The organism is Aeromonas sp. JL9 (genome assembly GCF_024436075.1).
Taxonomy (GTDB): domain Bacteria; phylum Pseudomonadota; class Gammaproteobacteria; order Enterobacterales; family Aeromonadaceae; genus Aeromonas; species Aeromonas veronii.
Map to the genome: position 1 here is coordinate 59,697 of NZ_JANFNV010000015.1, position 26,131 is coordinate 85,827.

The following is a 26,131-nucleotide window of genomic DNA, read 5'->3' on the forward strand; positions in this document are numbered from 1 at the left end:
TCTTCCTTGTCACAGCCAAAGCGAGCCGAAAAAACTAGCACGGGACAGCAAGCGCTGTCACGTCATCACTGGCGGGAAATAAAACGCCCGCGGAGTCGCGGGCGTGCACAAGGGGATCAGGGCTCGATGACGATGGGCGTACCCGGATCAATAGCGTCCCACACCTCATCCAGCTCGTGGTTGAGCATGGCGATACAGCCGTTGGTCCAGTTGGAAGGCTGAACCCTGCGGTTGCCAATGCTGTTGCGCTGGCCGTGGATCATGATCATGCCACCCGGACGAACACCCAGCTCATTGGCGCGCTTGATGTCATCCAGGTTCGGATAGTTGATATGGATGGCTTTGTAGTAGCCGGAATTGGTCTTCTTGTAGTCGAGGGTGTAGCGCCCTTCCGGCGTACGCTGATCCCCTTCCTGCTGCTTGTGCCCCTTGGGCGCCGGGCCCAGAGCAATCCAGTAGCGCTTCAGTTCCTTGCCATCCTTCATCAGGGTCAGGCTATAGGTCGACTTCTTGACCACCACCAAATCGGCTTTTTCGGTCAAGGCAAAACTCAATGCGGGCCAAAGCCCCAACAAACACAGTAATACGGCTCTCATTCCATCCCTCGACAAGCCTCTGGTGCGGGCTTTTCTTGTTACCAGATCATCTGAACGATGCCCGCCGAGCGGCGAGCGAGCGCCATGATATTGGATCGCCATCAATACTCAATATGCCTGGCAAAACATATCTTGCCGCAGCCAGGCCATCTTCCTTGAACGCCGTCATTTGGCATTGGTAATTAACAGTTAAAACAACAAGATACCAAAAATTATCGCGCTGGCACCCGGGGCAATGATCGGCGAAGATAACACTCCACTCCCCGACAGGATCATGCCATGCGCTCTTCGTGCCGCCTCGCCACCCTGCTGTTCTCGCCACTCCTGCTCTGGCTGCCCGCCAGTGTCGCCGCCGATGCACTCTGGCTGCGCGAGCCCGCCCTCTCCCCCGATGGCAAGCGGCTTGCTTTCACCTGGCAGGGGCGCATTTTTGTCGCCAGTGCCGAGGGTGGCCCCGCTACGGCGCTCACCGGCAGCGACTACCTGAGCCAGCGGCCAATCTGGTCGCCGGATGGCAAAAAGCTCGCCTTTGCCGCCAATCTCTACGGCAACGAGGATGTGTTCGTGGTACCCGCCAACGGCGGTGAGATGGTGCGCCTCACTCGCGATTCGCGCACCGATCTGCCGCAAGCCTTCAGCGCCGATGGCAAACGGCTGCTGCTGAGCAGCCAGCGCCTGGGGGCGCCCGATGCCGACCATTTTGTCGCGGAAGGCTACCAATGGGGCGAGCTCTACTGGACCCCGATCACCGGCGGCACCTTGCAGGCCGATCTGCCGCTGCCTGCGACTCTCGCCCGCCCCCACGGGGAGCGGCTCGTCTACCAGATGCCCGCGGCGGATCAACCCTTTCGCAAGCATCAGCACTCGTTCGCGGTGCCCCGTCTCTGGCTGTTTGATGGCAAGCAGCACAAGCAGCTGACCGAAGATCGGGTGGCGGCCACCGATCCGGTCTGGAGCGACAAGGGAGATACCCTCTTTTACCTGAGCGAGCGCAGCGGCGATTTCAACGTCTGGCGCCGGGATCTCGCCAGCGGCAAGGAGCAACAGCTGACCCACTATCAGGGCCATCCGGTGAGGGGGCTCAGCGCCTCTCGCAGTGGCGATCTGGTCTGGTCATGGCTGGGCGAGCTCTATCGCCTCGATGCCGGTACCAGCGAGCCACGCAAGCTGACCCTCACACCGCAAGTGGCGAGCACGCCGGATGAGGCGAGCGAGGCCCTGACCCTGGCAGACGAAGCGCTGGTCAGCGAAGGGGCGGACGAGCTGATCCTGGTGAGCGAGGGCAACCTGTTTGCCGTTGACCCCGAGCGGGAGCGGGTGCGCCAGCTGACTCGTGACCCGAGCGAGCAATCCAGCCCTCTCTTTGCCGAGCAGGGGCGCGCCCTCATCTATCTGTCGGAGCAGCAGGGGCACGCCGCCCTCTATCGCCTGCGCAAGGGGGACCCTGATCTGCTGTTCAGCGATCCCGGCACTCTGACCGAGAGTCTGCTGCTGGCGATTCCCGACAAGGGGATCAGCCGTCCGGTGCTCTCCCCCGATGGCAAACAGCTCGCCTTCGTGGTGGATGGCCAGGCCATCCATCTGCTGGATCTGGCGAGCAACAAGCAGCGGGAGCTGGTGCCTGCCAGCTTCAACCCCTCGCGCCACGAGGTGCATCTCGCCTTTGCCCCCGACTCCCGCCATCTGGCGCTCACCTTCCGCCCCGATGCGGCAGAGCAGGAGATCGCGGTGATCGACACGGCCAATCCCAAGGCCAAACCGGTCAATGTCAGCCTCAACGGCTATCAGGATGGGCAACCGGGCTGGAGTCAGGATGGCGCCATCCTCTACTGGCAATCGACCCGGTTTGGCGCACTGGGGCCCGATGGCGAGCCCCTCGTCACCAACCTGCTCGGCATTTACAGCAGCCGCGCCGCCAGAGCCGATGCGATTGCCGAGCTGGAGCCGCCGAAAGGGGGATATGGCTTTGAGAGCGATCGTCTCAACCATCGCGAAGCGCTGCTGCTGCAACCCACCGGCACCCTGCTCGCCAGCCGCATCATCGGCGACCAGTTGATCTATCTGGTGGAGGAGATGGGGGTCAACAGCGAGAGCGAGATCAAGGGCTACAGCCAGGATCTGCGCAAGGGCAAAACCAGCGAACTGTTTGGCGAGCAGCCCGGCCCAGCGCTGGCAAGCCTCAACCAGCAGGGCACCCTGGCTACCCTGGTGCGGGATGGGGAGATAACCCGGATCCACCTCGACTCCGGCGAGGCCACCAGCGCCCCCTTCGCCTTGCAACCCACCAGCCGCTGGCAGGAACGCATGACCGCCGCCTTCGATCAGATCGCCCGGCTCACCCGGGACGAGTTCTATCTGGACGATATGAACGGGGTGAACTGGGATAGCTATGTCGCCGCTTACCGCCGCCTGCTGCCGGGCATCGGCAACCCGCGGGATTTTGGCAACCTGTTGGCAGAGCTGGCTGGCGAGCTCAATGTCTCCCACACCTGGGGCAACGGCCCCGCCCCCTTCCCCCGCATGGCGGACGAGACCGCCAGCCTTGGCGGCTACTGGCAGGATGGCGAGCAAGGGGTGATGCTCACCGCCCTGCTCTCTGGCGGCCCGCTGGATCAGGAGAGCGATATCGCCCCGGGCGCCCGCCTGCTCGCCATCAACGGCAGCCCGATTGCCAATCTGGCCGAGCTGGATCGAGCCCTTAACCATCAGGCCGGTGCCCGGCTCGCCCTCACCTTCCAGCAGGAGGGCAACAAGCAAACTGACGAGGTGGTGCTCACCGCCATCGACAAGCAGCAGGAGTACCAGCTGCAACAGGATCGCTGGATTGAGAAACGGCGGGAGCTGGTGGCTAGCCTGAGCAGAGGACGGGTCGGCTACGTCTATCTGCCGGCAATGAATAGCGAGGTCTACGATGCAGTGGTGGCGGATGCACTCGGCAGGCAGCGCAATCGCGAGGCGCTGATCGTCGATGTCCGCTTCAACAGCGGCGGCTATCTCGCCAATACCCTGGTGGAGTTTCTGACCGGCAGCGGCAGCACCAAGGGAATGGCCAGCAGTTGGCCCCGTCAGGGCAAGGGGGAAACCGACGCCGCCACTCGCCAGTGGACCAAGCCCTCGGTGGTGCTGGTGAACGCCGCCAGCTACTCGGAAGGCTCCGCCTTCCCCGAGTACTACCGCGCCCTCAAGGTCGGCCCCATCGTCGGCGATCCGATACCCGGCACCGGCACCATGGTCTATAGCCACGACTCCCGGCTGATCCCGGGCCTCTCCTACGGCATTCCGACCCTGGGGCTGCGCAAGCCGGACGGCACCTTTTACGAGAATCAGGAGCTGATCCCGGATCTGCAGGCGCCTCTCACCCCCGCCGACATGGTGGCCGGGCGGGATCCGCAGCTGGAAGCAGCGGTACAAGCCGCCCTCAAGCAGTTGCCAGCCAGCGCCAAATAACGGCCCCCATCGAGCTCAACGAAAGCGAAACAGCTCGCGATGCAGATGCCCGTCTGGCAACAGCCGGGTCAGGGCATCTGCCATCCCCTCCGGCCCGCAAAACCACACCTGCTCGGGGGCATCCTGCGCGATGCAGGCAAGATCCAGTCGCCCGGCCGCCTTGTCCAGATGCAGCTGATAGCGCACGCCGGTGCGATGACAGAGCTCGGCCAACCGCCGATGGTAAACGGCGCCTGCCAGATCCGGCGCACACTGGATCAGGGTGATCCCCTCGCTGCGCTCCCCACGGGCAGCCAACCCCTCCAGCCAGGCGACGAACGGTGTGATACCGATCCCGGCCCCCAACCAGAGGGCTCTACCTCCCCCTTGCGGGGCGACAAAGGCGCCATAGGGCCCGGTCACCACCACCCCATCCCCGGCGCGCGCCTCTGCCACCAGCTGACGGGTATGATCCCCGAGCGCCCGCACCGCGATCACCAGCTGGCGCCGATCCGCTGACACCCGCACCAGGGTAAAGGGGTGCGGCCCCTCCTTGGCGTCAAACTCGAAGAAGGCAAACTGGCCCAGGCGGTAATGGGCGAGCGGCCGCTCCAGCTGCATGGTCAGCTCGCAGGTGTGATCCGCCAGCGTGCGCACCGCAACGACCCGGCCTGGATGGCGATCCCGCGCCCCCACTTGTCCCAACAGGGAGTAGAGGGCCCCGATAGCACCGATCCCGCCGATCAACCAGATCGATACCCCAACAGGCGTCATGGCTCCCACCTGAGGCAGCAGGCAGAGCCCGTGTCCCCAACCAGCCAGATAGATGATCGGCGCCAGCCGGTGGATCAGCCGAAAACGGCCATAACTCACCAGCGCCAGCAAGCTCAACACCACCAGCGCGATCAGCAGATAGAAACTCCACTCACCCAGGGTATTGCCAAGGGCATGGAGCGAGATGCCATTGCCAGCCCCAGCACCGCTGACCCCACGCCGGGCGGGACGACTCAGCCAACCCGCCGAGACAGCCCACTTGGGCGCCTCCACCAGCAGCCAGTGGGCGGTCAGCGCCAATGCACCGCCGATGGCCGTTTGGCGGTGCCATCGCAACATCCGGTCCAGACCGCCACACCACACCTCCAGCTGTGGCAGACGCAACGCCAGCAACAGCGAAATGGCCATATAGGTCATCCCCAGCAGACCCGTCAGCAGCAACATCTCATGGCGCCAGGGCCACACCCCGTTGGCATCCCCCGCATAACCCAGCCACCAGACCCCGACCGCCAGCAGCGGCAACAGCCACCATATCCATTTGTTCGTCATAACATGCTCCCTGGTTCCATCGCTGTAGGGCCTTATCTCCCTGCTGATGGCACCATTACACACCCGTCCGGTCACAAGACTTTGCCATAGGGGGAAGCTTGTGTGGCAATGTGTGACAAACGGAAACAAAAGAGGGGCCGACTGGCCCCTCATGATCACCCTTGTTAGCTCGCTCCTTTTCACAGGAGATGGCGCACAATTCGCCTCCGCTGTGATTGACGACTCGCCAGCAAAAGGAATCAAATGGGGACGTTACATATCTGCGGCGGAAAACCTGCTACCCACTCTTCCGGACAAGGAGTCCCCCCTTGCTTTCATCCACCGAACAACGCTACTGCCCGAGTTGTCAGCGCGAGACCAACCATGTCGTAGTGCTGGTCGACAAATCCTATGGAAAAGAGGTGAAACCAGAGCAAAAGCGCAAAGCCTTTATCAAGGACTTCATTACCGGCTGGGCTGCCGGCCCCTTTCTGGCCAACATGGATCGCTTTGAGCGCCACGTCATCTGTGAAAAATGTGGAAAAAAGGTCATCGATGAGTAGTGAACAATGAGCAAAAAGAATGGCAGGAAGGTTTCCCCTCCTGCCAATTGCCATTTCAAAGCCGGTTAACCCCCATCAGATTGCTCACTGCACGCAGCTCCGCCCCTCCCCGACATCCCCCGCAAAGTAGTGCCGGGCGATCCACGCCTCGAAATCGGCCAGCATGCGGGTTTCCGACTCGCGGTTGTCGGCGATAAGCTCGGCGCCGTGTACCACCCGGATATGGGCGGCGAGCGGGCTTCCCTCACCCGCCACGGGGCGCTGCTGCGCGGCAGCCATGCAGGCTTGCGCCTGTTGCCACGCCTCAGCGGCGCTCAGGTTGCACGCATCCGCCAGCGGCACGGCGCTGAATCCCTCGCCGGTCAGGCTGCGCAGGGTCGCATCGTGGCTCATGCCGTTGCCAGGCCCCCAGTAGTGGGCGGCCAGATCCGGCCCGATGCGCGGGTTGTCAGTGAGGTAGCCATCACGCTTGAGGAAAAAGGCGCGGGTCTGCTCCACCGCCATCAGCGCCAGCAGGTAGCCGTGATAGGCACAGGCCGACTCCTGATTAAGCAGGTGCGGAATGGCCAGCAACGGGCGCGGGCTCTCTACCCCGACTATCTTGCGCTCCCACTGGCGGGCCAGCGCCAACACCGCCTCGGGGGTGCGTTCGGCCTCATCCATGGCGTAGAGATCCCGCTCGAAGTAGGCCACCAGCGCAATCTGGCGCTCGTTGAAGGCCCGAAATGGCTGGCGCGCGGCGATCATCTCCTTGATAAGCGCATCGGGAACTGCCTCTCCCGCCGCATTTCTGGCGTAGCGTTTGAGCCAGTCGGCATCGTCCAGCAGGCTGTCGCAGAACATCGACTGGGTCTCGGCATAGGCCATGGAGGTGGGCGGAAACTCCTGTGAGAAGCAGGGGGCATTGCCGGTGACATTGGCAAAGTGCGCGGCGTGGCCCCCCTCGTGGAACAGGGTGTTAAGGCCACTCCAACCGCTGCCCACCTGCGCCGGATCGGCCAGGCTGGTGAAGTTGACCACCGCAGGTATCCACTCACCCTGCTGGAAGAAGCTCGGTACCGGGCCGTGGCAGAAGCCGTTCTCGTATTTCCCCTCCCTGGTCAGCAAGTCCAGGGTAAGGGTCGCACCGCGATACTGGATGCCGAGCCGGCGGAAGCTCTCGACCCAGTCCCGCAGCGCCCGCGAGAAGGGCACGTAAGGATCGAGCTGGCGGGTCACGTCGCCACTGACGAAGTAACGCAGGTTGTGGGGCAACAGGGCCGCCTCCCCTTTGGCCGCTTTCAGTTCGACCAGACTCTGCTGCAACCGGGCGTCGGTGTGGGCAATGAAGTCATCAAGGATGGCGAACAGCTGATCCGGGCTCATCTGTTCGTTCTTGCGCACCTTGTAGGCGAAGTAGTCGCGATAGCCCATGGCGCGGGCAAAGCGGTTGCGCAGCGCCACCACCTCGAGAAAGCCGTTGCCGACCACCCACTGCTCCAGGGTGTGGAACATGGCGATGGCGCTTTGGCGCACCGCCTCGTTCGGGCTGGCGGCCAGCGAGGTGCTGGCGGCGGGCAGGCTGCCTGCGACCTGCTGGCCCTGCTCATCCAGCAGGGTCAGTTTCAGACCTTTGCGGCGGGCAAACAGATCCGCCTCGGCAGCCACAAGCTCATCCATCAGGGCGGCGGCAGCGGGATCCTCGATGACGTTGCACTCGAAGAAGGCGATCCAGCCTTGCAGACCGCGCTTGAGATCATCCTCGTCGGCCTGCACCAGCATCTCCCGCAATTCGGGCAGACGGGCCGGATTGGCACAAAAGGCCTTGTAGGCCTGCTCGGCCGCGGTGAAACCGGCCTGATCATCGCTGGTGCCCATATAGGTGGACCAGAAGAGATCCTCCTTGCGCCTGTGCACCTGCAGGTAGTCGGCGTTGAGCTGGTTGAAGTAATTCCTGGCAATGGAACTCATAAATTCCCTCTTGTTATGGGGTCACCCGCAGCGGGGCCCACTCCTTTTTTTGAAGAAATGCCAAACCATTCACACTCTTTGGCAAAAATTGCGCAGGGATGCGCATCAACACGCTAGCAAAAAGTGGGGGTTGCTGTCTGCTGACTATACTGATGTTAAAACGCTCATTTGAGAAAGCTCGGCAAGAGACTGAAAGTAAATGAGTTGTTAACTTTTACAAACTGGCTGCCGCGGTACAGAGCCACATAAAATCAACAGGGAAATGAGGGTTTAGTCATGTTCAAGCTCGGTGATATCACCGTGAGCCGCAAATTGATCTTGCTGCTCGCACTGGCGTTTGTCGGTTTTGTCTCGCTGCTGCTTATCTCGGCCAACGCGCTCCAGCGCAATCTGATGAGCGAGCGAGAGGCGCGGCTCAATGCGGTTCTGGAGCAGGCCATGAGCCAGATCCAGTTTCTGGCCAGCACCATGCCAGCAGAGCAGGCTCAGCAGGAGGCACGCAAGCTGCTGACCAACACCCGCTTTGATGGCAACAACTATTTGTTCGTCATCGACGAGAACCGCACCATGGTGGTTCACCCCATTCGCCCCGAACTGGTCGGCCAGAAGATGGGTGAAGGGGGCGCCGCCACCGCCGGGCAGTTCTGGTATCAGATGGTGGATATCGCCAAAGGGGGCAAACAGGGCACTCTGCAATATGTCTGGACAGGCCCATCGGGCGAAACCGCCGACAAGCTATCCATGGTCTCCGGCTATCAGCCTTGGGGCTGGATCCTCGGTTCCGGCATGCTGCTGCAGGATATTCAGCAGACCATCTGGGCCCAGTACATGAAGATGGGTACCGCCACCGCCATCGTGATCCTGCTGATGGGGCTGCTGGGCTGGCGCATCACCCACTCCATCGTCTCCCCCCTCAGCCAGATCAACAACGCCATGCAACGGGTCGCCAAGGGGGATCTGGTGGTGAGCATCCCGGTACAGGGCAAGGATGAGTTGGGCGTAGTCGCCCGCTGCACCAACCAGAGTCTCGATGCCATCCGTCACGCGCTGCTGGAGGCAAGTCAGGGAGCCCGCAACGTGGCCGATGCCGCCCTGCGCATCGCCGCCTCTGCCGAGCAGACCAATCAGGCGGTGACCAGCCAGCGGGATCAGCTGGCCCAGCTCGCGACCGCCATGAACGAGATGAGCGCCACCATCTCCGATGTGGCCGGGCACGCCGAAAATACCGCGCGGGATACCCAGGAAGCGACCGGTGAAGCAGGACTCGGCAACCGCGACGTTCACGCCAGCGTGCACGGCATCAAGGCGCTGGCCACCGAGGTGGAGCAGGCCACCCAGCAGGTCAACCAGCTTAAAGAGGGAGTGATGCAGATCAGCGAAGTGACCGCCGTCATCAGCGCCATTTCGGAGCAGACCAACCTGCTGGCCCTCAACGCCGCCATCGAAGCAGCCCGCGCCGGTGAGCAGGGCCGCGGCTTTGCCGTGGTGGCCGACGAGGTGCGCCAGCTGGCCAGTCGCACTCGCCAATCCACCGAAGAGATCCAGAGCACCATTGCCCAGCTGCAGCAACGGGCCGTCACCGCCGCCAACGCCATGGATACCAGCCGCAAACTGGCAGAGAGCAGCGTCAACCAGTCCCAGCAGGCGGGGCAGGATCTCACCCTGATCGTCAACCACATCCAGCATGTAAGCGACATGGCGACCCAGATCGCGACCGCCGCCGAGCAGCAGAGCATGGTGGCCGAGGATATGAACCGCAACGTCAGCGGCATCAACGACTCGGCGCTGGAGATGTCCCAGTCCGCCTCGCAACTGGCGCAGGAGAGCGAGTTGCTGGCCGGTCTCTCCCGCAGTCTGGATGAGCGACTTGCGGTGTTCAAACTGGGCAAGGAGTCAGCTGCAGCACCAATGATGGCTCCCGTATCTCCCCCCTCCGGAGAGCAGCGCGCCCGTCATTGATGGCGTCAATCCGTGTCGCCTTGTCACCCAACCTGCCAGCCAAGCTGGCAGGTTTTTTTTACGTCAGCAACACGCAATCAACATGCATCTTATCGGCATATTCAACGTTAATCGGTGCCATTCACAGATAAGAGAACAATTTAAAAACAGCCAGTTAGAATGATTTTCGCGCCATTGAATGGCGCATTTAAACATTTAACTTCAAATAATTAATCAATGCAGTGCACAATGCTGATGGCCGAACATTTGGCCCATCACTAACCATCTAGTCATTTGGCAAACTGACCGAAAGGTCGGGACGCAAAGCCTCCGGTCTACAGACGTTTTGTCCAGGATAGCGGGGTTGCCACACGCAAGTGTGTATCGGGGAATCCCCAGGCCAACTGACTGCCCACATCTGTCGAACAGAGGAATGTATGGCAGCAAAAATCCAACTCAATCACATCGCAGCGGCGCTGGCTCTGCTGGCCAGCGGCAGCGCCCTGGCTCATGGCTACATCAGCCAGCCAGAGAGCCGCAACTATCTGTGCAAAACCGGCGGCAACAGCCAGTGTGGCGGCGTGCAGTGGGAACCCCAGAGCGTGGAGGGCCCTTCCGGCTTCCCGCAGAGCGGCCCGCAGGATGGTCAAATCGCCTCGGCGGGCAGCCCGCGCTGGAGCGAGCTGAACATCCAGACCAGCGACCGCTGGACCAAGCGTGAAGTACAGCCCGGCCCCTTCGCCATCAGCTGGACCTTCACCGCCAACCACGTCACCCGCAACTGGCGCTACTACCTCACCAAGCAGGACTGGAACCCCAACCAGCCGCTCACCCGCGCCTCGTTCGATCTGACCCCCTTCTGCGTCATCGACGGCAACATGGTGCAGCCGCCCAAGCAGGTGATCCATAACTGTATCCTGCCGGAGCGCACCGGTTATCAGGTGATCCTTGGCGTGTGGGAAGTGGGCGACACCAGCAACAGCTTCTACAACATCATCGATGCCAAGTTCAAAGATGGTAGCCAGCCGCCGCTGGAGTGGAGCCAGGCAGGCACCATCTACCCCTCCATCGACCTCGCGGCAGGTGACAAGGCGATGACCCGGGTATTCGATGCCAACGGCGAGCGCCCCGAGCTGCAGACCGTACTGACCATCACCACCGCCGAGCAGGGCCAGAAGAACAGCTGGGCTCATGCCCTCGCCAGCAAGATCAACGCCGAGCAAAGCCTGATCCGCGCCGGTCAGCAAGGAGCCGATGGCCAGTTCAATCCGGTCTACGGTATGAACCCCGTCTATCTGCATCGAGACAGCAAACTGGATCGAGTCGAGATTGACCTGCAACAGCTGCAGCCACCGGTAGTGGACAGCATCAGCGTCAGCGGTCTGGCCAGCGACTATGTGCTGGACAACGGCAAGGCAACCCTCGATTTCACCGTCACCGCACAGGGCGATCTGGCCGTCACCAACACCCTCTATGACCACGGCGGCGTCGCCAAGGGTGAAAGCAGTGCCGACATCAAGGACAGCAGCCACACCTTTACCATGGCGCTGGAAGGGCTCAAGGCAGGTCACCACCAGCTGGTGATCAAGGCCACCCCGAAAGCGGGCGGCGAGACCATCCAGCAGACCATGGATCTGATGTTCAAGGAGCAGAGCAGCGGCGAATACGACTTCGTCTTCCCGAACTCGCTCAAATCCTATGCCGCCGGCACCAAGGTGCAGCAGCCGAAAAATGGCAAGGTCTATCAGTGCAAGCCCTTCCCCTACAGCGGCTACTGCGTGCAGTGGGCCACCACCGCCACCCAGTTCGAGCCGGGTGTCGGATCCCACTGGCAAGAAGCCTGGATTGAGCTGAAGTAATCCGCAGCGGGTCATGACGCCATCAATAAAACGGGGAGCCATTGGCTCCCCTTCTTGTCTTCTATCCCCGTTCAAATCTGGACGTCGATGGCGGGCTCGCTGCCCATCACTCCGCTCCAACAGCCTTCACGACTCTTGTGCAGTGCTCGCGATCCATCTCTATTGCTCATATCAGCCACTCGCACCAGGAGCCGGACGCAGACTCTGTGAGCCATGCCCCTCTGGCCCCTTGCTCGCTGTGCCATCATGGGAACAAGGCAGGCAGATGACGAAAAGGAAGTCGTTATGTGGATCAATGCAGAACCGGTCAACGGTGCCCTGGTCTCGCTGGCCATCGGCCTCATCATCGGACTGGAACGGGGCTGGCAGGTTCGCCAGTTGGGTGATAACCAGCGCATCGCCGGGATGCGTACCTACGGCCTCATCGGCCTGCTCGGCGGGGTCTGCGGCTTGCTGCTGCCGACCCTGGGCCCCTGGCTGCCGCTGCTCGGCCTGCTGGCGGTGGTGATCGGTTGCGGCCTCTCGGTCTGGCTGGCCCAGCACTGGCAGGGAGAGTTCGGTCTCACCAGCTCGGTGGCCATGCTGCTCACCTATCTGCTGGGGCTGATGTCGGTACTGCTGAGCCCGAGCGAGGCGGTGGCCTGCGCCGTGCTGGCCGCCCTGCTGATGGGGCTCAAGGGCAAGATCCAGCAGGGGATGCTGTTTCTCAGCGAAACCGAATTCCACGCCACCCTGCGCTTTTTGCTCATCTCGCTGGTACTGCTGCCGGTACTGCCCAACGAGGAGATGGGCCCTCTCGATGCCTTCAACCCCTTCAAGATCTGGCTGATGGTGGTGGTGATCGCCGGCATCTCGTTTTGTGGCCACTTCGCGGTGCGGCTGCTCGGTACTCGCGCCGGACTGGTGCTCACCAGCATACTGGCGGGATTGGCCTCCTCCACCGCTCTCACCCTGCAGTTTGCCCGCCTCAACAAGGAACAAGGAGGGCTGGAGCGACTGCTGGCCACCGGCATCCTGCTGGCGGGGGCCACCATGTGGCTGCGGCTGCTGGTACTGGTGCTGCTGATTCACAGCGAGCTGGCGATGCGCCTCATCGCCCCCCTGTTGCTGCTGGCCACCACAGTCTACGGCTTTGCCTTCTGGTTCTGGCGTCAGCGCGAGGAGCTGACCGACGGCCCGGTAAAACCGGAAACCAGCAACCCGCTCGATCTCGCCACCGCCATCAAGTTCGGCCTGCTGCTGGCGCTGATCGGCTTTATGGCAACTCTGCTGCAAGACAAGGTAGGCAACTCCGGGGTCTATCTGCTGTCGCTGGTGTCGGGGATCACAGATGTGGACGCCATCACGCTGTCGCTCTCCCAACTCTCCCACAAGGAGCTGGCGCTGGAGGTGGCGGCCCGCGGCATCCTGCTAGCCGGGCTGGTCAACTCGCTGGTGAAGGGGCTGCTGGCCCTGGGGATAGGCGGCCGCCGGCTGGGGCTGCGGGTGCTGCTCCCCTACTTTGTCTCGGCCCTGCTGATCCTGCCCCTCGTCTGGCCCGCAGGTTGACGGGGATCACCTGCCAGAAGTGACAGACTGACGCCTCTCGCGCTTGTCACGTATACTGCCACCTCTTGCAGCATGAGGAGGTAGCAATGGCGAGCGACTGGGACAAGGTACTGGCAGGCGGGGCACTGGATAGCCCGAGCGAGGAGATCGCCAACGACCGGATCCGCGGTCAGGCGCTGCTGGCCAAGCTCAACGGTTCATCGGCGGGCGATAGCCCTTTGCGCCAGCAGATTTGCCGCGAGCTGTTCGGCCACTGCCCCGACTCCTGCTGGATCAGCACGCCGTTCACCTGCGAGTTTGGTCGCAACATTCATATCGGCGAGAAGACCTTCTTCAACTTCAACGTCACCATTCTCGATCTGGGCGAAGTGCATATCGGCAGCCATGTGCTGCTGGCCCCCAACGTGCAGATCTACACCGCCACCCACACTATGAACTATCTGGAACGACGCAACTGGACCGCCTACAACAAGCCGGTACGGATTGGCGATGACTGCTGGATCGGCGGTGGCGCCATCATCTGCCCCGGCGTCACCATAGGGCCGCGCTCCATCATTGGCGCCGGCGCCGTGGTCACCCGCGACATCCCGGCCGACTCGGTGGCAGTAGGCAATCCGGCCAGGGTGATCCGCCCCCTCAAGCAGGATGAGGAGCGCTGCTGGGAGCTGGCCCAATGATGGCGCTGGCGCTGTTGCCGCTGGGCTGGACCCTCTGGCTCGGCCTCGACAGCCAGCAGTGGTGGCCACTGGCAGCACTGCTGACCATGAGTCTGCTGACGCTGGCAGCATACGCCTGGGACAAGCGGCAGGCGGTGCGGGGCGAGTGGCGCATTCCCGAATCGAGGCTCCATCTGCTGGAGCTGTGCGGCGGCTGGCCAGGCGCTCTGGTGGCCCGCCAGTGGCTGCGTCACAAGACCCAGAAGCGCAGCTACCGGCTGGTCTTCTGGTTTATCGTTCTGCTGCACCTCACCCTGTGGGCGCTCTGGGTCGGGCGGCCACTCTGGCAGCAATAGCTGTCTGCGTCACAAAGGGACAATGGGCCCCATTGCGGCCGCCCGGCGGCTGTGAGAAAACAGAGCAGATCTCATCAGCGTTTTCGCCGTCTATAGACGACAAGGAGTCGTGACATGACCATGTGGACAGGCATAGTCCTGATCGTATTTATCAGCGTACTGTTCGGATATCTCGGCAAACGGGCCCGCTATCAGATGGGGGATGCCCGCATAACCGACCGCCTCGGCAGGCAAGATATGATCATCAGAGAGTTGCAGGAGCGGATCGCCAATCTGGAGGCGATCGTCATCGAAGAGGAGAAACGGCGCCCATTCCGGGAGCTGTGATGTTTCACCGCCAGGTTTCAGATACAGAGAGGGCTGCATGATGCAGCCCTCTCTTGTTTGAACTGATTCAGATTGCCAGCGGCAGCAACTCGGCATAGTCGCGGATCGCCGGAAAAGCGGTAATGCTCTGCTCCGGCTTGCAGCTATCCGGATTCTGGATCGCCAGCTGATAGCCGATGCCATAGTCGGCGGCAGCTCGCAGGATCCGCTCGCTATCATCCACAAACAGGGTGCGGGCCGGATCGAACGCCAGCCGCTGTGCCAGTGCCTGCCAGCAGAGCTGGCTCTCCTTCGACCAGCCCAGCTCGTGGGTACTCACCATCAGATCCAGATGGTTGCTTAGTCCCAGCTGCGCATCCTTCACCGACAGACTGGCGGGGTGGGCATTGGTGAAAAGCACCAGCTGCTTGCCCGCGGCGCGCAACGCGGCCAGAAAGGGGATGGCGTGGGGACGCCACTGGATCTTCGCCAGCAGCTCCTGCTTGAGGGCACGGATGTCGAGCCCCAGGGTCTCGCTCCAGTAATCCACGCAGTACCAGTTGAGGGTGCCGTTGACGGCGTGATAGTGGACATCGATCTGCGCTTTGGCCTCATCCAGCGGCAGTCCGAGCCGCTCGGCGTAACGCTCCGGCACCAGCTGCTGCCAGAGGTGGTTGTCAAAATGGAGATCGATCAGGGTGCCATCCATATCGAGCAAGACGGTATCTATCTGGTGCCATGGCAAGGTGGTGGAGCGGGAGTGTGGCATCGGGCCTCTTGATCGCGGATCTCGGAAAACGGGGCGGCAGTATAACGGATTTTTCCTCCCCCTTTCCCCTCCCTGCCCCGTGGTGTTCGGTGTGGGAGTCGTTTACTCTTGAAGCACGATTTTTTAACGAGCCGTCACCCCTGATGAGTGAGCACCACAAAAGCCCCCCCGAACAGATTTCGATCGACCAGCTGGAGCAGGAGAAGAGCAAACCGGAGATCCTCAAGGCCGAGATCGTGGCCGAGAGTCGGCTGTTCAGAGTGGAATCCCTCCACCTCAAATTCTCCAACGGCGAGGAGCGGGTCTACGAGCGGATGCGCGGCGGCAATCGTGGCGCCGTCATGGTGGTGCCGCTGTTCGATGAGCAGACCCTGCTGCTGGTGCGCGAATATGCCGCCGGCACCCACTCCTACGAGCTGGGCTTTCCCAAGGGGCTGATCGACCCGGGCGAAGATGCCTTCGAGGCGGGCAACCGGGAGCTGATGGAAGAGGCAGGCTTTGGCGCCAACAGCCTGACCCTGCTCAAACAGGTGTCGCTGGCGCCCGGTTACTTCTCCAGCCGAATGGACATTTTACTGGCGCGGGATCTCTTCCCCGAGCAGCGGATCGGCGACGAACCCGAACCGCTGGAGGTGATCCCCTGGCCACTCAACCGGATCGATGAATTGCTGGCGCGGCCCGACTTCACCGAGTCGCGCAGCATCAGTGCCCTGCTCTTGGCCCAGAAGTGGCTGGCGGAGCAGGCAGAGTAGCCCGCAGACGGGCAGTTAACAGACAGAGGATAACGAGATGCAGGAGTTGTTGGCCTGGGTGCCGGGGGTCAAGGAGATTGCCCGCGAAGCCGGAAGGATCCTTCACGACATCTATCACGGCGGTCAGTTCGAGCGTCAGCTGAAGGAGGATGCGACCCCGGTCACCAGTGCCGATCTTGCTGCCGATGCCTACCTCAAACAGGCGCTCTCGGCGCTCACCCCCCATGTGCCGGTGCTGACCGAAGAGGCAGCCGACATCCCCTTCAGCCAGCGATCCAACTGGCGGCAGTACTGGCTGGTGGATCCCCTCGACGGCACCGGCGAATTTATCGCGGGCAGCGGCGACTTCGCCACCCTGATCGCCCTGGTGCGGGACAATGTACCGGTGCTCGGGGTCATCTATGCTCCCGAGTCCAACGTGCTCTACTGGGCGGTGCGCGGCTACGGCGCCTTCAAGGAGGTGAATGGCGAAGTGTTGCCCATCAGCGCCATGCACCACGAGCATGACCAGCCCGACTCGCTGGTGGTGGCCATCAGCCGCCGCCAGAAGCTGGAGAAGCTCACCCGCCGCCTCAACCCGGCCATCAACTACGAGCTGATCCCGCTCGGCTCCAGCTCCCTCAAATCCTGTCTGGTGGCGGAAGGGGCGGCCGATTGCTACGTGCGGCTCGGCCCCACCGGCGAGTGGGACACCGCCGCCGCCCAGTGCATCGTCGAGGCGGCCGGTGGCCGCATCCTCAGCCTGGCGTTGCAGCCACTCAGTTACAACGAAACCGAGTCACTGGAGAACCCGGACTTTATCGTGATGGGGGATCCGGATCTCGCCTGGGGCAACATTCTGGCCCACTAAACGGATAGCGATATCATCACACCAGACAAGCAGGTGGCCCGATGGCCGCCTGCTTTTTCAGAGAAGTTGCCCCGAGTAATGGCCGGAGTGATCCGCTGGTCAAGGCGCTCTTGAACAGCGTGATACGCTGGCAAAGAAGCTAAATGATAGTGAAACATCACAATCGGTCGGCAAGAAATGGTGCGATTTTCACGTAATTCTGAAAACGCCTGATTAACCAAAATAAAAAAACGAGCTAAGATAAAATTTTGGTTTTATATTTCACAAAAATCACCATTGTCAGTTTTGTTGCATTCTGTGATCCAGATTCCATTCCCAATCTCGCTGGCTAAACCCCGCAATGGCAGTGATATGTTTCAGTCTCGCCTTTTGAGAATTAAATCCCGACAAACCATAATAAACTCAGATTAAAACACTAACAAAAAGTGAATTAGTAATGAGTTTATCTGTAGAGGCTACCAAGGAGCTATCCGGTTCCTGCTCCACCACTGCCAGCATCACCCGCTGGCGCCGTCACGACACCCACTGGGTTATCAGCCTGTTTGGCACCGCCGTTGGCGCCGGTATCCTGTTCCTGCCCATCAATCTGGGTCTGGGCGGCATCTGGCCCCTCGTCATCGTCGCAGTACTGGCAGGCCCCATGACCTTCCTCGCCCACCGCGGGCTGGCGCGCTTCGTGCTCTCTTCTTCACGCCCCCACGCCGACTTCACCGAAGTGGCGGAGGAGCACTTCGGCAAGATGGCCGGTCGCCTCATCTCTGCGCTCTATTTCCTCTCCATCTTCCCGATTCTGCTCATCTACGGGGTCGGGCTGACCAACACGGTGGAGAGCTTTATGGTCAACCAGCTCGGCATGGCAACCCCGGATCGGGTGATGCTCTCCGGCGTACTGGTATTCGCCATGATCGCCGTGATGCTGGCGGGTGAGAAAGCGATGCTGCGCGCCTTCGCCTTTATGGTCTATCCGCTGGCAGCCATTCTGGCGGCCCTCTCCTGCTACCTGATCCCTCAGTGGCAATGGCCGGAAGTGACCGCGTTTGAAGGAGTCAGCTTCCTCAACACCGTCTGGCTGGCGCTGCCGGTCACCGTGTTCGCCTTCAGCCACGCCGCCGCCATCTCCGGCTTTGCCAACGTGCAGCGCCGTGAATATGGCGAGCAGGCCGAAGCCAAGAGCGGCCTGATCCTGCGCAACACCACAGTGATGCTGGTGGGCTTCGTGCTGTTCTTCGTCTTCTCCTGCGTGCTGAGCCTCTCGCCAGCCCAGCTGGCTGAAGCCAAGGCCCAGAACGTCTCTGTGCTCTCCTATCTCGCCAACATCACCGATAACCCGGTGATCGTGACTCTGGGGCCGCTCATCGCCTTTATCGCCATCAGCTCCTCCTTCCTTGGCCACTTCCTCGGTGCCCGCGAGAGCCTGAAAAGCCTGATCGCCAAGCCCACCGGCCTGCCGCTGGCCAAGGCGGACAAAGTCGGCATCGCCCTGATGTTCTTCTCTATCTGGGGTGCTGCAGTCATCAACCCGGGCATTCTGGGGCTGATGGAAACCCTCTCCGGCCCGGTCATCGCCATGATCCTGTTCATCATGCCGGTGATTGCCATCTATAAGGTGGAGGCGCTGGCCCGCTTCCGTCACGGCTGGACCAACGGCTTTATCCTGCTGACCGGTTCGCTGGCGGTATCGGCGCTGATCTTCAGCCTGTTGAAGTAACGACTCGCAGCAGATAACAAAAAGAGAGGCGACCTTGGGTCGCCTCTCTTGTCTCTGTTCAGATGTGAACTCAGCCCAGCTTGGCGCCGTTCTCCACCGCCTGCTCGGGAATGGCCATCACCACGGCGCCATCTGGCCGGTAGAAACCGGTCAGCAGAAACTCCGACTGAAACGGCCCTATCTGCTTGGTCGGGAAGTTGACTACGGCGATGATCTGGCGGCCCACCAGCTGCTCTGGCTGGTAGAGGGCGGTGATCTGGGCACTGCTCTTGCGAACCCCCAGTTCGGGGCCAAAATCCGCCCACACCTTGTAGGCCGGTTTGCGCGCCTCGGGGAACGGCTCGACCCGCACCAGAGTACCCACCCTCAGCTCCACCATCTCGAAATCCTGCCAGCTAATCGTCTCCATTTCGGCTCCTGTTTATCGTGCACCTTGCATGACCCGCAGCATGGCCCAAAGAGAGCATCCCGTCTTCGGCGATCAGCCGTTTCGTTGCGGCAGGTAGCCGTTTTGCTGGCGCCAGAGGGACGGAGTAAGCCCGTTCTCGGCCAGGAAGCGCTCGCTGAAGGCCCCCTGATTCTGGTAACCGCAGCGGCTGGCAATCTCGCCGACGGGCAGTTGCGTACCGGCAAGCAGGGTACGCGCCAGCGCCATGCGTCGACTGCGAATGTAGTGGGAGACGCTCACCCCCAACTGCTGGCGAAAGGCGAGCTTGAACTGGCTCTGGCCAAGGCAGGCGATGGCGGCGAGTTGCTGATTGGTCAGCGGGGCGGCGAGGTTGGCCTCGATATGGCGTTGCACCTTGAGGATGCGGGCGGCAAGACGCGGGGTGGCAGTGCTCTGCATCCCCTGCCCTTGCGCCAGCAGGGAGAGCCACACCTGCTCCATGCCCACCACCTGCCGCCCCTCGGCCACCATGCGGTGCAGAAACGCGAGGTAGTGGCGCTGGGGCTCATCCAGCTCGATAAAGGGGCAGGCCGCCAGATCGCCGGGCAGCCAGTCGCTCTCCTGCACCAGAAACGAAAGCGCCGGATCGGCGGCATAATCGTGCCGCTCGCCGGGAGCGATGACGCAGACAGAACCGGGGGCAAGCCTGCGCCCCCGGCCCTGCACCTCGATCTCGAGGGGGCCGTCGAGGGGGATCACCAGCTGGGCAAAGTCGTGGCTATGGCTGCAGACGTGGTGGTGATAGTGACGCAGGCTGAAGCGGGACATGGCAGATAGCAATGACGCGGCCAGGGCCGCGTCATTGGGGATTATTCCTTGTCGAAATCTTCGATCTCTTTGCCCAGCGCTTCCATGATGGCGCGCGCTTCGGCCGGGACGCTGTCCGGTTGATCCTTGCGCAAATCTTCGTCGCAAGGGAGCGGCTGGCCGGTGAAAGCGTGCAGGAAGGCTTCACAGAGCAGCTCGCTGTTGGTCGCATGACGCAGGTTGTTCACCTGACGGCGGGTGCGCTCATCGGTCAACACTTTCAACACCTTGAGCGGGATCGAGACGGTAATCTTCTTGACCTGTTCGCTCTTCTTACCGTGTTCCGCGTAGGGGCTGACGTAGTCGCCGTTCCACTCTGTTCCCATGACTCACCTGTTCTCATTTAGCCGTGAGCGCGGATTTTAACCCTTAAGGAAATTAATGGCAATCCAACAGCAAAGCCATTTAGACGTCTGGAAGTGTTGACGGCTTTTTTAAGCTGGCGTAGTGTGGTTGACCATGAGCCCGCAATGGCGGGATGGCGCGTGGCAGCAAGATGCCGGCGTGTAAAGAGACATCAAGGAGAGTGATATGACCCACAAGGCTACCCTGGCGGTTCGCACCGGGATTGAGACAGACCAGCAACACGGTGCCGTGGTGCCCCCCATCTACCTCTCCAGCAACTACACCTTTGCCGACTTTGGCGAGCCCCGTCAATACGATTATGCCCGCTCCGGCAATCCGACCCGCACCAATCTGGCGGACGCGCTGGCGGCGCTGGAAGGGGGCGCTGGCGCCGTGGTCACCGGCACCGGCATGGGAGCCATCCATCTGGTCACCACCGCCCTGCTCAAGGCGGGGGATCTGCTGATCGCTCCCCACGACTGCTACGGTGGCACCTGGCGCCTGTTCGAGTATCTGGCGGCCAAGGGACACTACCGGGTGCAGTTTGTCGATCAGGGGGATGAGGCCGCTCTGGCCGCCGCACTGGCGCAAAAGCCTGCGCTGGTATGGGTGGAGACCCCCTCCAACCCGCTGCTGCGGGTGGTGGATATCAGCGCTATTGCCAGCGCCGCTCATGAGGTGGGTGCACAGGTAGTGGTGGACAACACCTTCCTATCTCCCCTGCTGCAACAACCCCTGTCCCTCAGTGCCGATGTGGTGGTGCACTCCACCACCAAGTACATCAACGGTCACTCAGACGTGGTGGGCGGAGTGGCGATTGCCAAGGAGGCCGCACTGGCCGAGTCGCTGGTGTGGTGGGCCAACTGTCTGGGGCTCACCTCCGGGGCATTCGACTCCTACCTCACCCTGCGCGGTCTGCGCACTCTGGCCCCCAGATTGCGCACCCATCAGGAGAATACCGACCGCATCCTCGCCTTCCTGCAACAGCAGCCGCTGGTGAAACGCATCTATCACCCCAGCCTGCCGAGCCATCCGGGCCACGATATTGCGCGCCGTCAACAGTCCGGCTTCGGCGCCATGCTAAGTTTTGAACTCGATTGCAGCGAGGCTGGCATTCGCGCCTTCCTCGCGGCCCTCACCCTCTTCTCGGTAGCCGAGTCCCTCGGCGGAGTGGAGAGTCTGGTGGCCCATCCGGCCAGCATGACTCACAGGGCCATGACCCCGGTCGCACAACAGGCAGCTGGCATCAGCGCCCAGCTGCTGCGGTTGTCGGTCGGTATTGAACACGGTGAAGATCTGGTGGCCGATCTGGCACAGGCTTTTGCACAGGCGCAGCAGGCAGAACAGGTAGCGAAGTAATGGAACAGCAGCAACAAGGAGAGATCGCGGTGGCAACAGAAGCAGGCTTGAAGCGACGTCACGTCCACAAATTTGGTGGCAGCAGTCTGGCGGATCCGGTCTGTTATCGCCGGGTCGCCAGCATCGTTGAACAACAGGTGGGTGGCGACGAGCTGATCGTAGTCTCCGCCGCCGGCAAGACCACCAACCGGCTGATCCAGCTGGTGGAGCTGGCCGAAGCGGGTGATGAAGCTGCTGGCGAAGCCATCGCCGCCCTCCACGCCTATCAGCAGGGGCTGATCGACGGCCTGCTGGAAGGTGAACTGCAGCTCGATCTGAGCAAACAGCTGGCCGACGACATGCAGCTCATCGCCAAGACGCTTGAGGGACAGTTTGACCGCTTCGCCCGCAACGGCCTGCTCGCCTTTGGCGAGGTGTGGTCGGCGCGCCTGCTGGCGGCCCTGCTCACCAGCCGCGGCGACAAGGCCATCTGGCTCGATGCCCGCAGCTTCCTGCGTGCCGAGGATGGCGCTCTGGTCAAGGTGGATACTGCGCTCTCCAGCGAACTGCTCAAGGCGCGACTGGCGGAGCATGCCGGTCGCATCGTGGTGACCGGCTTTATTGCCGCCGATATGGAAGGCCGCTCCCTGCTGCTCGGTCGCAACGGTTCCGACTACAGCGCCAGCCTGTTGGCGCTGCTGGCAGACGGCGAATCCACCACCATCTGGAGCGACGTGGCGGGGGTCTACAGTGCCGACCCGCGCCGGGTGAAGGAGGCACGCCTGCTGGAGCGCCTGAGCCTCGCCGAAGCCAACGAGCTGGCCCGCCTCGGCTCCTCGGTCTTGCACTCCCGTACCCTGCAACCGGTGGCCGACAGCCGCCAGCGCCTCACCCTGCGCTGTAGCTACAACCCGGACGAGGGCTGCACCCACATCCTGCGCCGCGCCCCCCGCTCCGGCGGTGCCCGCATCGTCTCCTCGGTGGATCAGATCGCCCTCATCGAGCTGAAGGTGCTGCCACAAACCAACTATGAGCAGACAGTGGCCACCATCGAGGCCCATCTGGCCCGTCACCGTCTCAATCCGCTCACCCTGCAGCGCCAGCCGGATCGCCGGATCCTGCGCCTCGCCTATACCCTCGAAGTGGCACAAGGGGCCTTCGAGCTGCTACGCGACTTTCAGCTGCAAGGGAGCTTCACTGGCCTCATCCAGAAGGAGGGGTACAGTCTGGTTGCGCTGGTGGGGGCTGGCGTCACCGACAATGCCGAGCAGTGCCACCGCTTCTACCAGCTGCTGGCGGATCAGCCGCTGGAGTTCGTCCAGGTGGCCAAAGATGGCCTGAGTCTGGTGGCCGTGCTGCGCCAAGTGGTGCTGGAGCCCCTGCTCATCGCCATGCACAGCGCCCTGTTCAGCCGCCCGAATCGGGTCGGTCTGGTGGTGTTCGGCAAGGGCAATATCGGCGGCCACTGGCTGAGCCTCTATGCCCGCGAAAAAGCCCGCCTCGAACATGAACTCAATCTGGCGCTCACCCTCTACGGGGTGTTCAGCTCGGAAGGGGGCCTGCTCGATGAAGAGGGACTGGATCCGCTCAAGGTGCAGGACAACTTTGTCCCCAAAGCACTGATCTGGCCCGAACTGCTGGCCCAGCTGGAACAACACAGCTTCGACACCCTGATCGCCATCGATTTGACCGCCAGCGAAACGGTGAGCCGCTACTACCCCGACTTCGCCCAGCTCGGCATTCATATCATCGCCGCCAACAAGTTTGCCGGTGCCGCCGACAGCGAGTTCTACCAGCGCATCAAACAGACCTGCCGCGACCATCAGGTGCAGTGGCGCTACAACGCCACCGTGGGCGCTGGCCTGCCGATCCAGTCCAGCATCCAGATGCTGCGCCAGAGCGGCGACCGTATTCAGGGAGTCTCCGGCATCTTCTCCGGCACCCTCTCCTGGCTGTTCCAGCAGTATGACGGCACCCGCCCCTTCTCCGAGCTGGTGGATGAGGCGTGGCAGCATGGTCTGACCGAACCGGATCCCCGCGAGGATCTCTCCGGTCAGGATGTGCGTCGCAAGCTGCTCATTCTGGCGCGGGAGGCGGGCTTCGAGCTCGACTCCGCCGATATCGAGCTGGAGAATCTGGTGCCCGTCCCGCTGCGCAAGGTAACTCCGGATCAGTTCATGGACAGGCTGAAAGAGCTGGATGGCCCGATCCAGACCGCCTTCGAGGGGGCAAAGCGCCTTGGCAAGGTGCTGCGCTACGTGGCCCGCTTCGAGCATGACGGTAAGGCGCGGGTCGGGCTGGAGGCGCTGGAGCCGCACCACCCGTTTGCCAACCTCTTGCCGTGCGACAACATTTTCGCCATCGAGAGCGACAGCTACCGCACCAACCCTCTGGTGATTCAGGGGCCAGGAGCAGGTCGGGAAGTGACCGCCGCCGCTATCCAGTACGATCTGTGGCAGATCTGCGCCAACCTCTAAGGCAGATTGCAAAGGGAGCAGCACCTCTCTCCCGCGCACAATAAAAAAGCCCGAGTCGATGACTCGGGCTTTTTGCTGAATGCCGCTTCGATTAGGAGAAGCAGGCCTGCAGCACGTAGAAGATGGCGATAGCCAAAATGGCACCGGCAGGCAGGGTGATGATCCAGGAGACCACGATATTGCGCAGTACCCCCAGATTCAGCGCCGCAATGCCGCGCGCCAGACCGACACCCATCACAGCACCGACCAGGGTCTGGGTGGTGGAGATGGGCAGACCGGTACCGGAGGCAATCACCACGGTCGCGGCAGTCGCCAGCTGGGCGGCAAAACCGCGGCTCGGGGTCAGGTGAGTGATGCCGGTACCGACCGTCGCCATCACCTTCTCGCCCATGGTCGCCAGACCGATCACAATACCGATACCGCCCAGCGGCAGGATCCACCAGGCAATGGCTGCCTGACTGGAAATCTCGCCACCGGAAGCCACGATAGAGGCCACCGCAGAGAGCGGGCCAATGGCGTTGGCCACGTCGTTGGAGCCGTGGGCAAAGGCCATGGCACAGGCAGTGATCACCATCAGGATGCCGAACACCTTCTCCACGTTGGCGAAGTGCATCTTGCTGTCATCCTGCGGGTTGTACTTCTGGCCGCGAATGTAGATCCAGCCGGCAAACGCCACTGCGATGGAGATGGCGATGGAGAGCAGAATGCCCTCGCCATCGCTCAGGTGCAGACCAACGTGGGTCAGCCCCTTCTTGATGGTCACCAGACAGATAACCAGCGCAGTCAGGAACATGTAGAACGGCACATAGCGCTTGGCGTTGTTCAGGGGATCATCAGTGTTGAAGATAAGCTTCTGCACGCTGATGAACATGAAGTAGGCGATGACACCTGAGATGGCCGGGGTGATGACCCAGGAGCCGACGATGCCGCCAAACTTGCTCCACTGCACCGCTTCCGGGCCAATGCTCACCACCGCAAAACCGACGATGGCGCCGATGATGGAGTGAGTGGTGGAGACAGGCCAGCCGAAGTAGGAGGCCAGGATCAACCAGGCGCCCGCCGCCAGCAGGGAGGCGATCATGCCGAGCACCAGCAGATCCGGCGTATCGGCAAACGCATTGCTGTCGATGATGCCGTTACGGATGGTGGCCGTCACTTCGCCACCGGCCAGATAGGCACCGGCAAATTCGAAGATCATGGCGATGATGATCGCCTGACGGATGGTCAGGGATTTGGTGCCGACCGATGTCCCCATGGCGTTGGCCACGTCATTCGCGCCAATGCCCCAAGCCATCAAAAAGCCGAACAAGGCCGCCACGAGCACCAAAGTGGTGCCGTAATTCGCGATAATGTCCATTAATAGTGTTTACCCAGTCAGTCGATTACGAACGAGCCAGCATCAGTTCCAGACGGGCGCCTACGCGCTCGGCCTGATCTGCCAGGTCACCTACCCATTCGAGGATCTTGTAAAGGAACATCACATCGATCGGATTGTAATTGTGCTCAACCGCTTGCAGCTGTTGGCGCAGTCCGATCTGCATGGTGTCTGTATCGTCCTCGATCAGATCCAGCTGGTGGATCATCTCGGCAACCATTTCCACTTCCCGTCCTTTGAAGCCGGTCTCGAGCAGCTCGTCGAGCTCCCCGATCGCTTTCTCGGCCTGAGCGGTCGCATCAATACAACGTTTGAGGTAAGCCATGAAATCCGTCCGCATTTCGGCGGGGAACTCCATGCGACGGCCAAGCATGCGGCCGGAGATATCCTTGGCACGGTTGGCAATCTTGTCTTGCTGGGTCAACAGCTCCAGCAGGTCGGTACGTGCAACCGGCAGGAACAGGCCGCGAGGCAGTTTCAGACGGATTTCACGCTTGAGGGTATCTGCCTCTTTTTCCAGTTGGGCGATCTGCTGCCGGATCTTCTCGGCATCTTCCCAACGGTCTTCGGCAACGGCGTCAAAGAAGGGAACCAACTGCTGGGAGCACTGGTGAACCTTGACGATATGCTTCTGCAGCGGCTTGATGGGGGACTTGGCAAAAAGCCCCAAAATAGTATTTACTGGCATGGCCAAACCTGTGTCGGTGAAAAAACACTCGATACGATTTTATGAGGCGCGCATGGTAACCGAACTGCGCCCTC

Annotated in this window: 22 protein-coding genes and 1 riboswitch; of the genes, 13 read left to right on the forward strand and 9 right to left on the reverse strand. The window is 61.8% G+C overall.

From position 1 onward, the window contains the following. Positions 1 to 116: 116 nt before the first annotated feature. On the reverse strand, positions 117 to 596 hold the full coding sequence (locus NOM06_RS12635) for a murein L,D-transpeptidase family protein (RefSeq protein WP_005340284.1): 480 nt from the start codon (positions 594 to 596) through the stop codon (positions 117 to 119). A gap of 279 nt (positions 597 to 875) precedes the next feature. Here NOM06_RS12635 and NOM06_RS12640 point away from each other — a divergent pair, with 279 nt between their 5' ends. Continuing rightward, complete coding sequence (locus NOM06_RS12640) at positions 876 to 4,043, forward strand: S41 family peptidase (protein ID WP_255911813.1); 3,168 nt, start codon at positions 876 to 878, stop codon at positions 4,041 to 4,043. 15 nt (positions 4,044 to 4,058) lie between these two features. On the opposite strand, the gene NOM06_RS12645 is transcribed toward NOM06_RS12640, so the two are convergent. Next, a complete protein-coding gene (locus tag NOM06_RS12645) occupies positions 4,059 to 5,345 on the reverse strand; it encodes a ferric reductase-like transmembrane domain-containing protein (protein WP_255911814.1) in 1,287 nt (428 codons plus the stop codon). A 308-nt stretch (positions 5,346 to 5,653) separates the two neighbouring features. On the opposite strand from NOM06_RS12645, the gene NOM06_RS12650 reads away from it, so the two are divergent. Then, on the forward strand, positions 5,654 to 5,887 hold the full coding sequence (locus tag NOM06_RS12650; protein ID WP_255911815.1) for a hypothetical protein: 234 nt from the start codon (positions 5,654 to 5,656) through the stop codon (positions 5,885 to 5,887). 84 nt (positions 5,888 to 5,971) lie between these two features. Here the strand turns inward: NOM06_RS12650 and NOM06_RS12655 are convergent, their stop codons facing one another. Next, on the reverse strand, positions 5,972 to 7,837 hold the full coding sequence (locus tag NOM06_RS12655; RefSeq protein ID WP_255911816.1) for a M3 family metallopeptidase: 1,866 nt from the start codon (positions 7,835 to 7,837) through the stop codon (positions 5,972 to 5,974). Positions 7,838 to 8,113: 276 nt separating this feature from the next. On the opposite strand from NOM06_RS12655, the gene NOM06_RS12660 reads away from it, so the two are divergent. The 6 genes from NOM06_RS12660 (at position 8,114) to NOM06_RS12685 (ending at position 14,521) form a co-directional block, all read left to right on the forward strand. Then, positions 8,114 to 9,796: a methyl-accepting chemotaxis protein gene (locus NOM06_RS12660; protein WP_255911817.1), complete on the forward strand. Its 1,683-nt coding sequence runs from the start codon at positions 8,114 to 8,116 to the stop codon at positions 9,794 to 9,796. 265 nt (positions 9,797 to 10,061) lie between these two features. After that, positions 10,062 to 10,147: riboswitch (cyclic di-GMP riboswitch) on the forward strand. 65 nt (positions 10,148 to 10,212) lie between these two features. Next, positions 10,213 to 11,634, forward strand: a complete 1,422-nt coding sequence (gbpA, locus tag NOM06_RS12665) for an N-acetylglucosamine-binding protein GbpA (protein WP_255911818.1) — start codon at positions 10,213 to 10,215, stop codon at positions 11,632 to 11,634. A 285-nt stretch (positions 11,635 to 11,919) separates the two neighbouring features. Continuing rightward, positions 11,920 to 13,182, forward strand: coding sequence for a DUF4010 domain-containing protein (locus NOM06_RS12670; protein WP_255911820.1), 1,263 nt, complete (start codon positions 11,920 to 11,922; stop codon positions 13,180 to 13,182). An 86-nt stretch (positions 13,183 to 13,268) separates the two neighbouring features. Next, positions 13,269 to 13,859 carry a sugar O-acetyltransferase gene (locus NOM06_RS12675; RefSeq protein ID WP_255911822.1) on the forward strand — a complete coding sequence of 197 codons (591 nt, stop codon included), beginning with the start codon at positions 13,269 to 13,271 and terminating at the stop codon, positions 13,857 to 13,859. After that, complete coding sequence (locus NOM06_RS12680) at positions 13,856 to 14,194, forward strand: DUF1294 domain-containing protein (RefSeq protein ID WP_043850033.1); 339 nt, start codon at positions 13,856 to 13,858, stop codon at positions 14,192 to 14,194. Before NOM06_RS12675 ends, NOM06_RS12680 begins: the two co-directional genes overlap by 4 nt. Positions 14,195 to 14,308: 114 nt before the next feature. Further along, on the forward strand, positions 14,309 to 14,521 hold the full coding sequence (locus tag NOM06_RS12685; protein WP_041209029.1) for a hypothetical protein: 213 nt from the start codon (positions 14,309 to 14,311) through the stop codon (positions 14,519 to 14,521). Positions 14,522 to 14,588: 67 nt separating this feature from the next. On the opposite strand, the gene yrfG is transcribed toward NOM06_RS12685, so the two are convergent. Next, entirely contained in the window at positions 14,589 to 15,269 is a 681-nt protein-coding gene (gene yrfG / locus NOM06_RS12690) for a GMP/IMP nucleotidase (RefSeq protein WP_255911824.1), read from the reverse strand. Between the two features lie 143 nt (positions 15,270 to 15,412). On the opposite strand from yrfG, the gene nudE reads away from it, so the two are divergent. From nudE to NOM06_RS12705, 3 genes are all read left to right on the forward strand, one after another. Then, entirely contained in the window at positions 15,413 to 16,021 is a 609-nt protein-coding gene (nudE, locus tag NOM06_RS12695) for an ADP compounds hydrolase NudE (protein WP_043850035.1), read from the forward strand. Between the two features lie 37 nt (positions 16,022 to 16,058). Further along, positions 16,059 to 16,871: a 3'(2'),5'-bisphosphate nucleotidase CysQ gene (cysQ, locus tag NOM06_RS12700; protein WP_005343054.1), complete on the forward strand. Its 813-nt coding sequence runs from the start codon at positions 16,059 to 16,061 to the stop codon at positions 16,869 to 16,871. A gap of 436 nt (positions 16,872 to 17,307) precedes the next feature. Then, positions 17,308 to 18,579, forward strand: a complete 1,272-nt coding sequence (locus tag NOM06_RS12705; protein ID WP_139408588.1) for an aromatic amino acid transport family protein — start codon at positions 17,308 to 17,310, stop codon at positions 18,577 to 18,579. A gap of 70 nt (positions 18,580 to 18,649) precedes the next feature. On the opposite strand, the gene NOM06_RS12710 is transcribed toward NOM06_RS12705, so the two are convergent. From NOM06_RS12710 to metJ, 3 genes are all read right to left on the reverse strand, one after another. After that, on the reverse strand, positions 18,650 to 18,988 hold the full coding sequence (locus NOM06_RS12710; protein ID WP_108541080.1) for a tRNA-binding protein: 339 nt from the start codon (positions 18,986 to 18,988) through the stop codon (positions 18,650 to 18,652). A gap of 72 nt (positions 18,989 to 19,060) precedes the next feature. After that, a complete protein-coding gene (locus NOM06_RS12715) occupies positions 19,061 to 19,795 on the reverse strand; it encodes an AraC family transcriptional regulator (RefSeq protein WP_255911825.1) in 735 nt (244 codons plus the stop codon). Positions 19,796 to 19,836: 41 nt separating this feature from the next. Continuing rightward, positions 19,837 to 20,160, reverse strand: coding sequence for a met regulon transcriptional regulator MetJ (gene metJ / locus NOM06_RS12720; RefSeq protein ID WP_005340251.1), 324 nt, complete (start codon positions 20,158 to 20,160; stop codon positions 19,837 to 19,839). A gap of 205 nt (positions 20,161 to 20,365) precedes the next feature. On the opposite strand from metJ, the gene metB reads away from it, so the two are divergent. Both metB and NOM06_RS12730 read left to right on the forward strand, forming a co-directional pair. Continuing rightward, a complete protein-coding gene (gene metB / locus NOM06_RS12725; RefSeq protein WP_255911826.1) occupies positions 20,366 to 21,538 on the forward strand; it encodes a cystathionine gamma-synthase in 1,173 nt (390 codons plus the stop codon). Then, positions 21,538 to 23,994, forward strand: coding sequence for a bifunctional aspartate kinase/homoserine dehydrogenase II (locus tag NOM06_RS12730; RefSeq protein ID WP_255911827.1), 2,457 nt, complete (start codon positions 21,538 to 21,540; stop codon positions 23,992 to 23,994). The genes metB and NOM06_RS12730 overlap by 1 nt, the downstream gene beginning before the upstream one ends. 91 nt (positions 23,995 to 24,085) lie before the next feature. Here the strand turns inward: NOM06_RS12730 and NOM06_RS12735 are convergent, their stop codons facing one another. Then, a complete protein-coding gene (locus tag NOM06_RS12735; protein WP_042053268.1) occupies positions 24,086 to 25,351 on the reverse strand; it encodes an inorganic phosphate transporter in 1,266 nt (421 codons plus the stop codon). Between the two features lie 25 nt (positions 25,352 to 25,376). Then, complete coding sequence (locus NOM06_RS12740; protein ID WP_005340244.1) at positions 25,377 to 26,057, reverse strand: TIGR00153 family protein; 681 nt, start codon at positions 26,055 to 26,057, stop codon at positions 25,377 to 25,379. Positions 26,058 to 26,131 lie beyond the last annotated feature (74 nt).

Coding starts and splice junctions, on each gene's coding strand:
- NOM06_RS12635 (WP_005340284.1), bottom strand. CDS start 596: ATGAGAGCCGTATTACTGTGTTTGTTGGGGCTTTGGCCCGCATTGAGT.
- NOM06_RS12740 (WP_005340244.1), bottom strand. CDS start 26,057: ATGCCAGTAAATACTATTTTGGGGCTTTTTGCCAAGTCCCCCATCAAG.
- NOM06_RS12660 (WP_255911817.1), top strand. CDS start 8,114: ATGTTCAAGCTCGGTGATATCACCGTGAGCCGCAAATTGATCTTGCTG.
- NOM06_RS12685 (WP_041209029.1), top strand. CDS start 14,309: ATGACCATGTGGACAGGCATAGTCCTGATCGTATTTATCAGCGTACTG.
- cysQ (WP_005343054.1), top strand. CDS start 16,059: ATGCAGGAGTTGTTGGCCTGGGTGCCGGGGGTCAAGGAGATTGCCCGC.
- NOM06_RS12705 (WP_139408588.1), top strand. CDS start 17,308: ATGAGTTTATCTGTAGAGGCTACCAAGGAGCTATCCGGTTCCTGCTCC.
- NOM06_RS12645 (WP_255911814.1), bottom strand. CDS start 5,345: ATGACGAACAAATGGATATGGTGGCTGTTGCCGCTGCTGGCGGTCGGG.
- NOM06_RS12710 (WP_108541080.1), bottom strand. CDS start 18,988: ATGGAGACGATTAGCTGGCAGGATTTCGAGATGGTGGAGCTGAGGGTG.
- NOM06_RS12680 (WP_043850033.1), top strand. CDS start 13,856: ATGATGGCGCTGGCGCTGTTGCCGCTGGGCTGGACCCTCTGGCTCGGC.
- NOM06_RS12670 (WP_255911820.1), top strand. CDS start 11,920: ATGTGGATCAATGCAGAACCGGTCAACGGTGCCCTGGTCTCGCTGGCC.
- NOM06_RS12640 (WP_255911813.1), top strand. CDS start 876: ATGCGCTCTTCGTGCCGCCTCGCCACCCTGCTGTTCTCGCCACTCCTG.
- NOM06_RS12675 (WP_255911822.1), top strand. CDS start 13,269: ATGGCGAGCGACTGGGACAAGGTACTGGCAGGCGGGGCACTGGATAGC.
- metJ (WP_005340251.1), bottom strand. CDS start 20,160: ATGGGAACAGAGTGGAACGGCGACTACGTCAGCCCCTACGCGGAACAC.
- NOM06_RS12655 (WP_255911816.1), bottom strand. CDS start 7,837: ATGAGTTCCATTGCCAGGAATTACTTCAACCAGCTCAACGCCGACTAC.
- nudE (WP_043850035.1), top strand. CDS start 15,413: ATGAGTGAGCACCACAAAAGCCCCCCCGAACAGATTTCGATCGACCAG.
- metB (WP_255911826.1), top strand. CDS start 20,366: ATGACCCACAAGGCTACCCTGGCGGTTCGCACCGGGATTGAGACAGAC.
- gbpA (WP_255911818.1), top strand. CDS start 10,213: ATGGCAGCAAAAATCCAACTCAATCACATCGCAGCGGCGCTGGCTCTG.
- yrfG (WP_255911824.1), bottom strand. CDS start 15,269: ATGCCACACTCCCGCTCCACCACCTTGCCATGGCACCAGATAGATACC.
- NOM06_RS12715 (WP_255911825.1), bottom strand. CDS start 19,795: ATGTCCCGCTTCAGCCTGCGTCACTATCACCACCACGTCTGCAGCCAT.
- NOM06_RS12730 (WP_255911827.1), top strand. CDS start 21,538: ATGGAACAGCAGCAACAAGGAGAGATCGCGGTGGCAACAGAAGCAGGC.
- NOM06_RS12735 (WP_042053268.1), bottom strand. CDS start 25,351: ATGGACATTATCGCGAATTACGGCACCACTTTGGTGCTCGTGGCGGCC.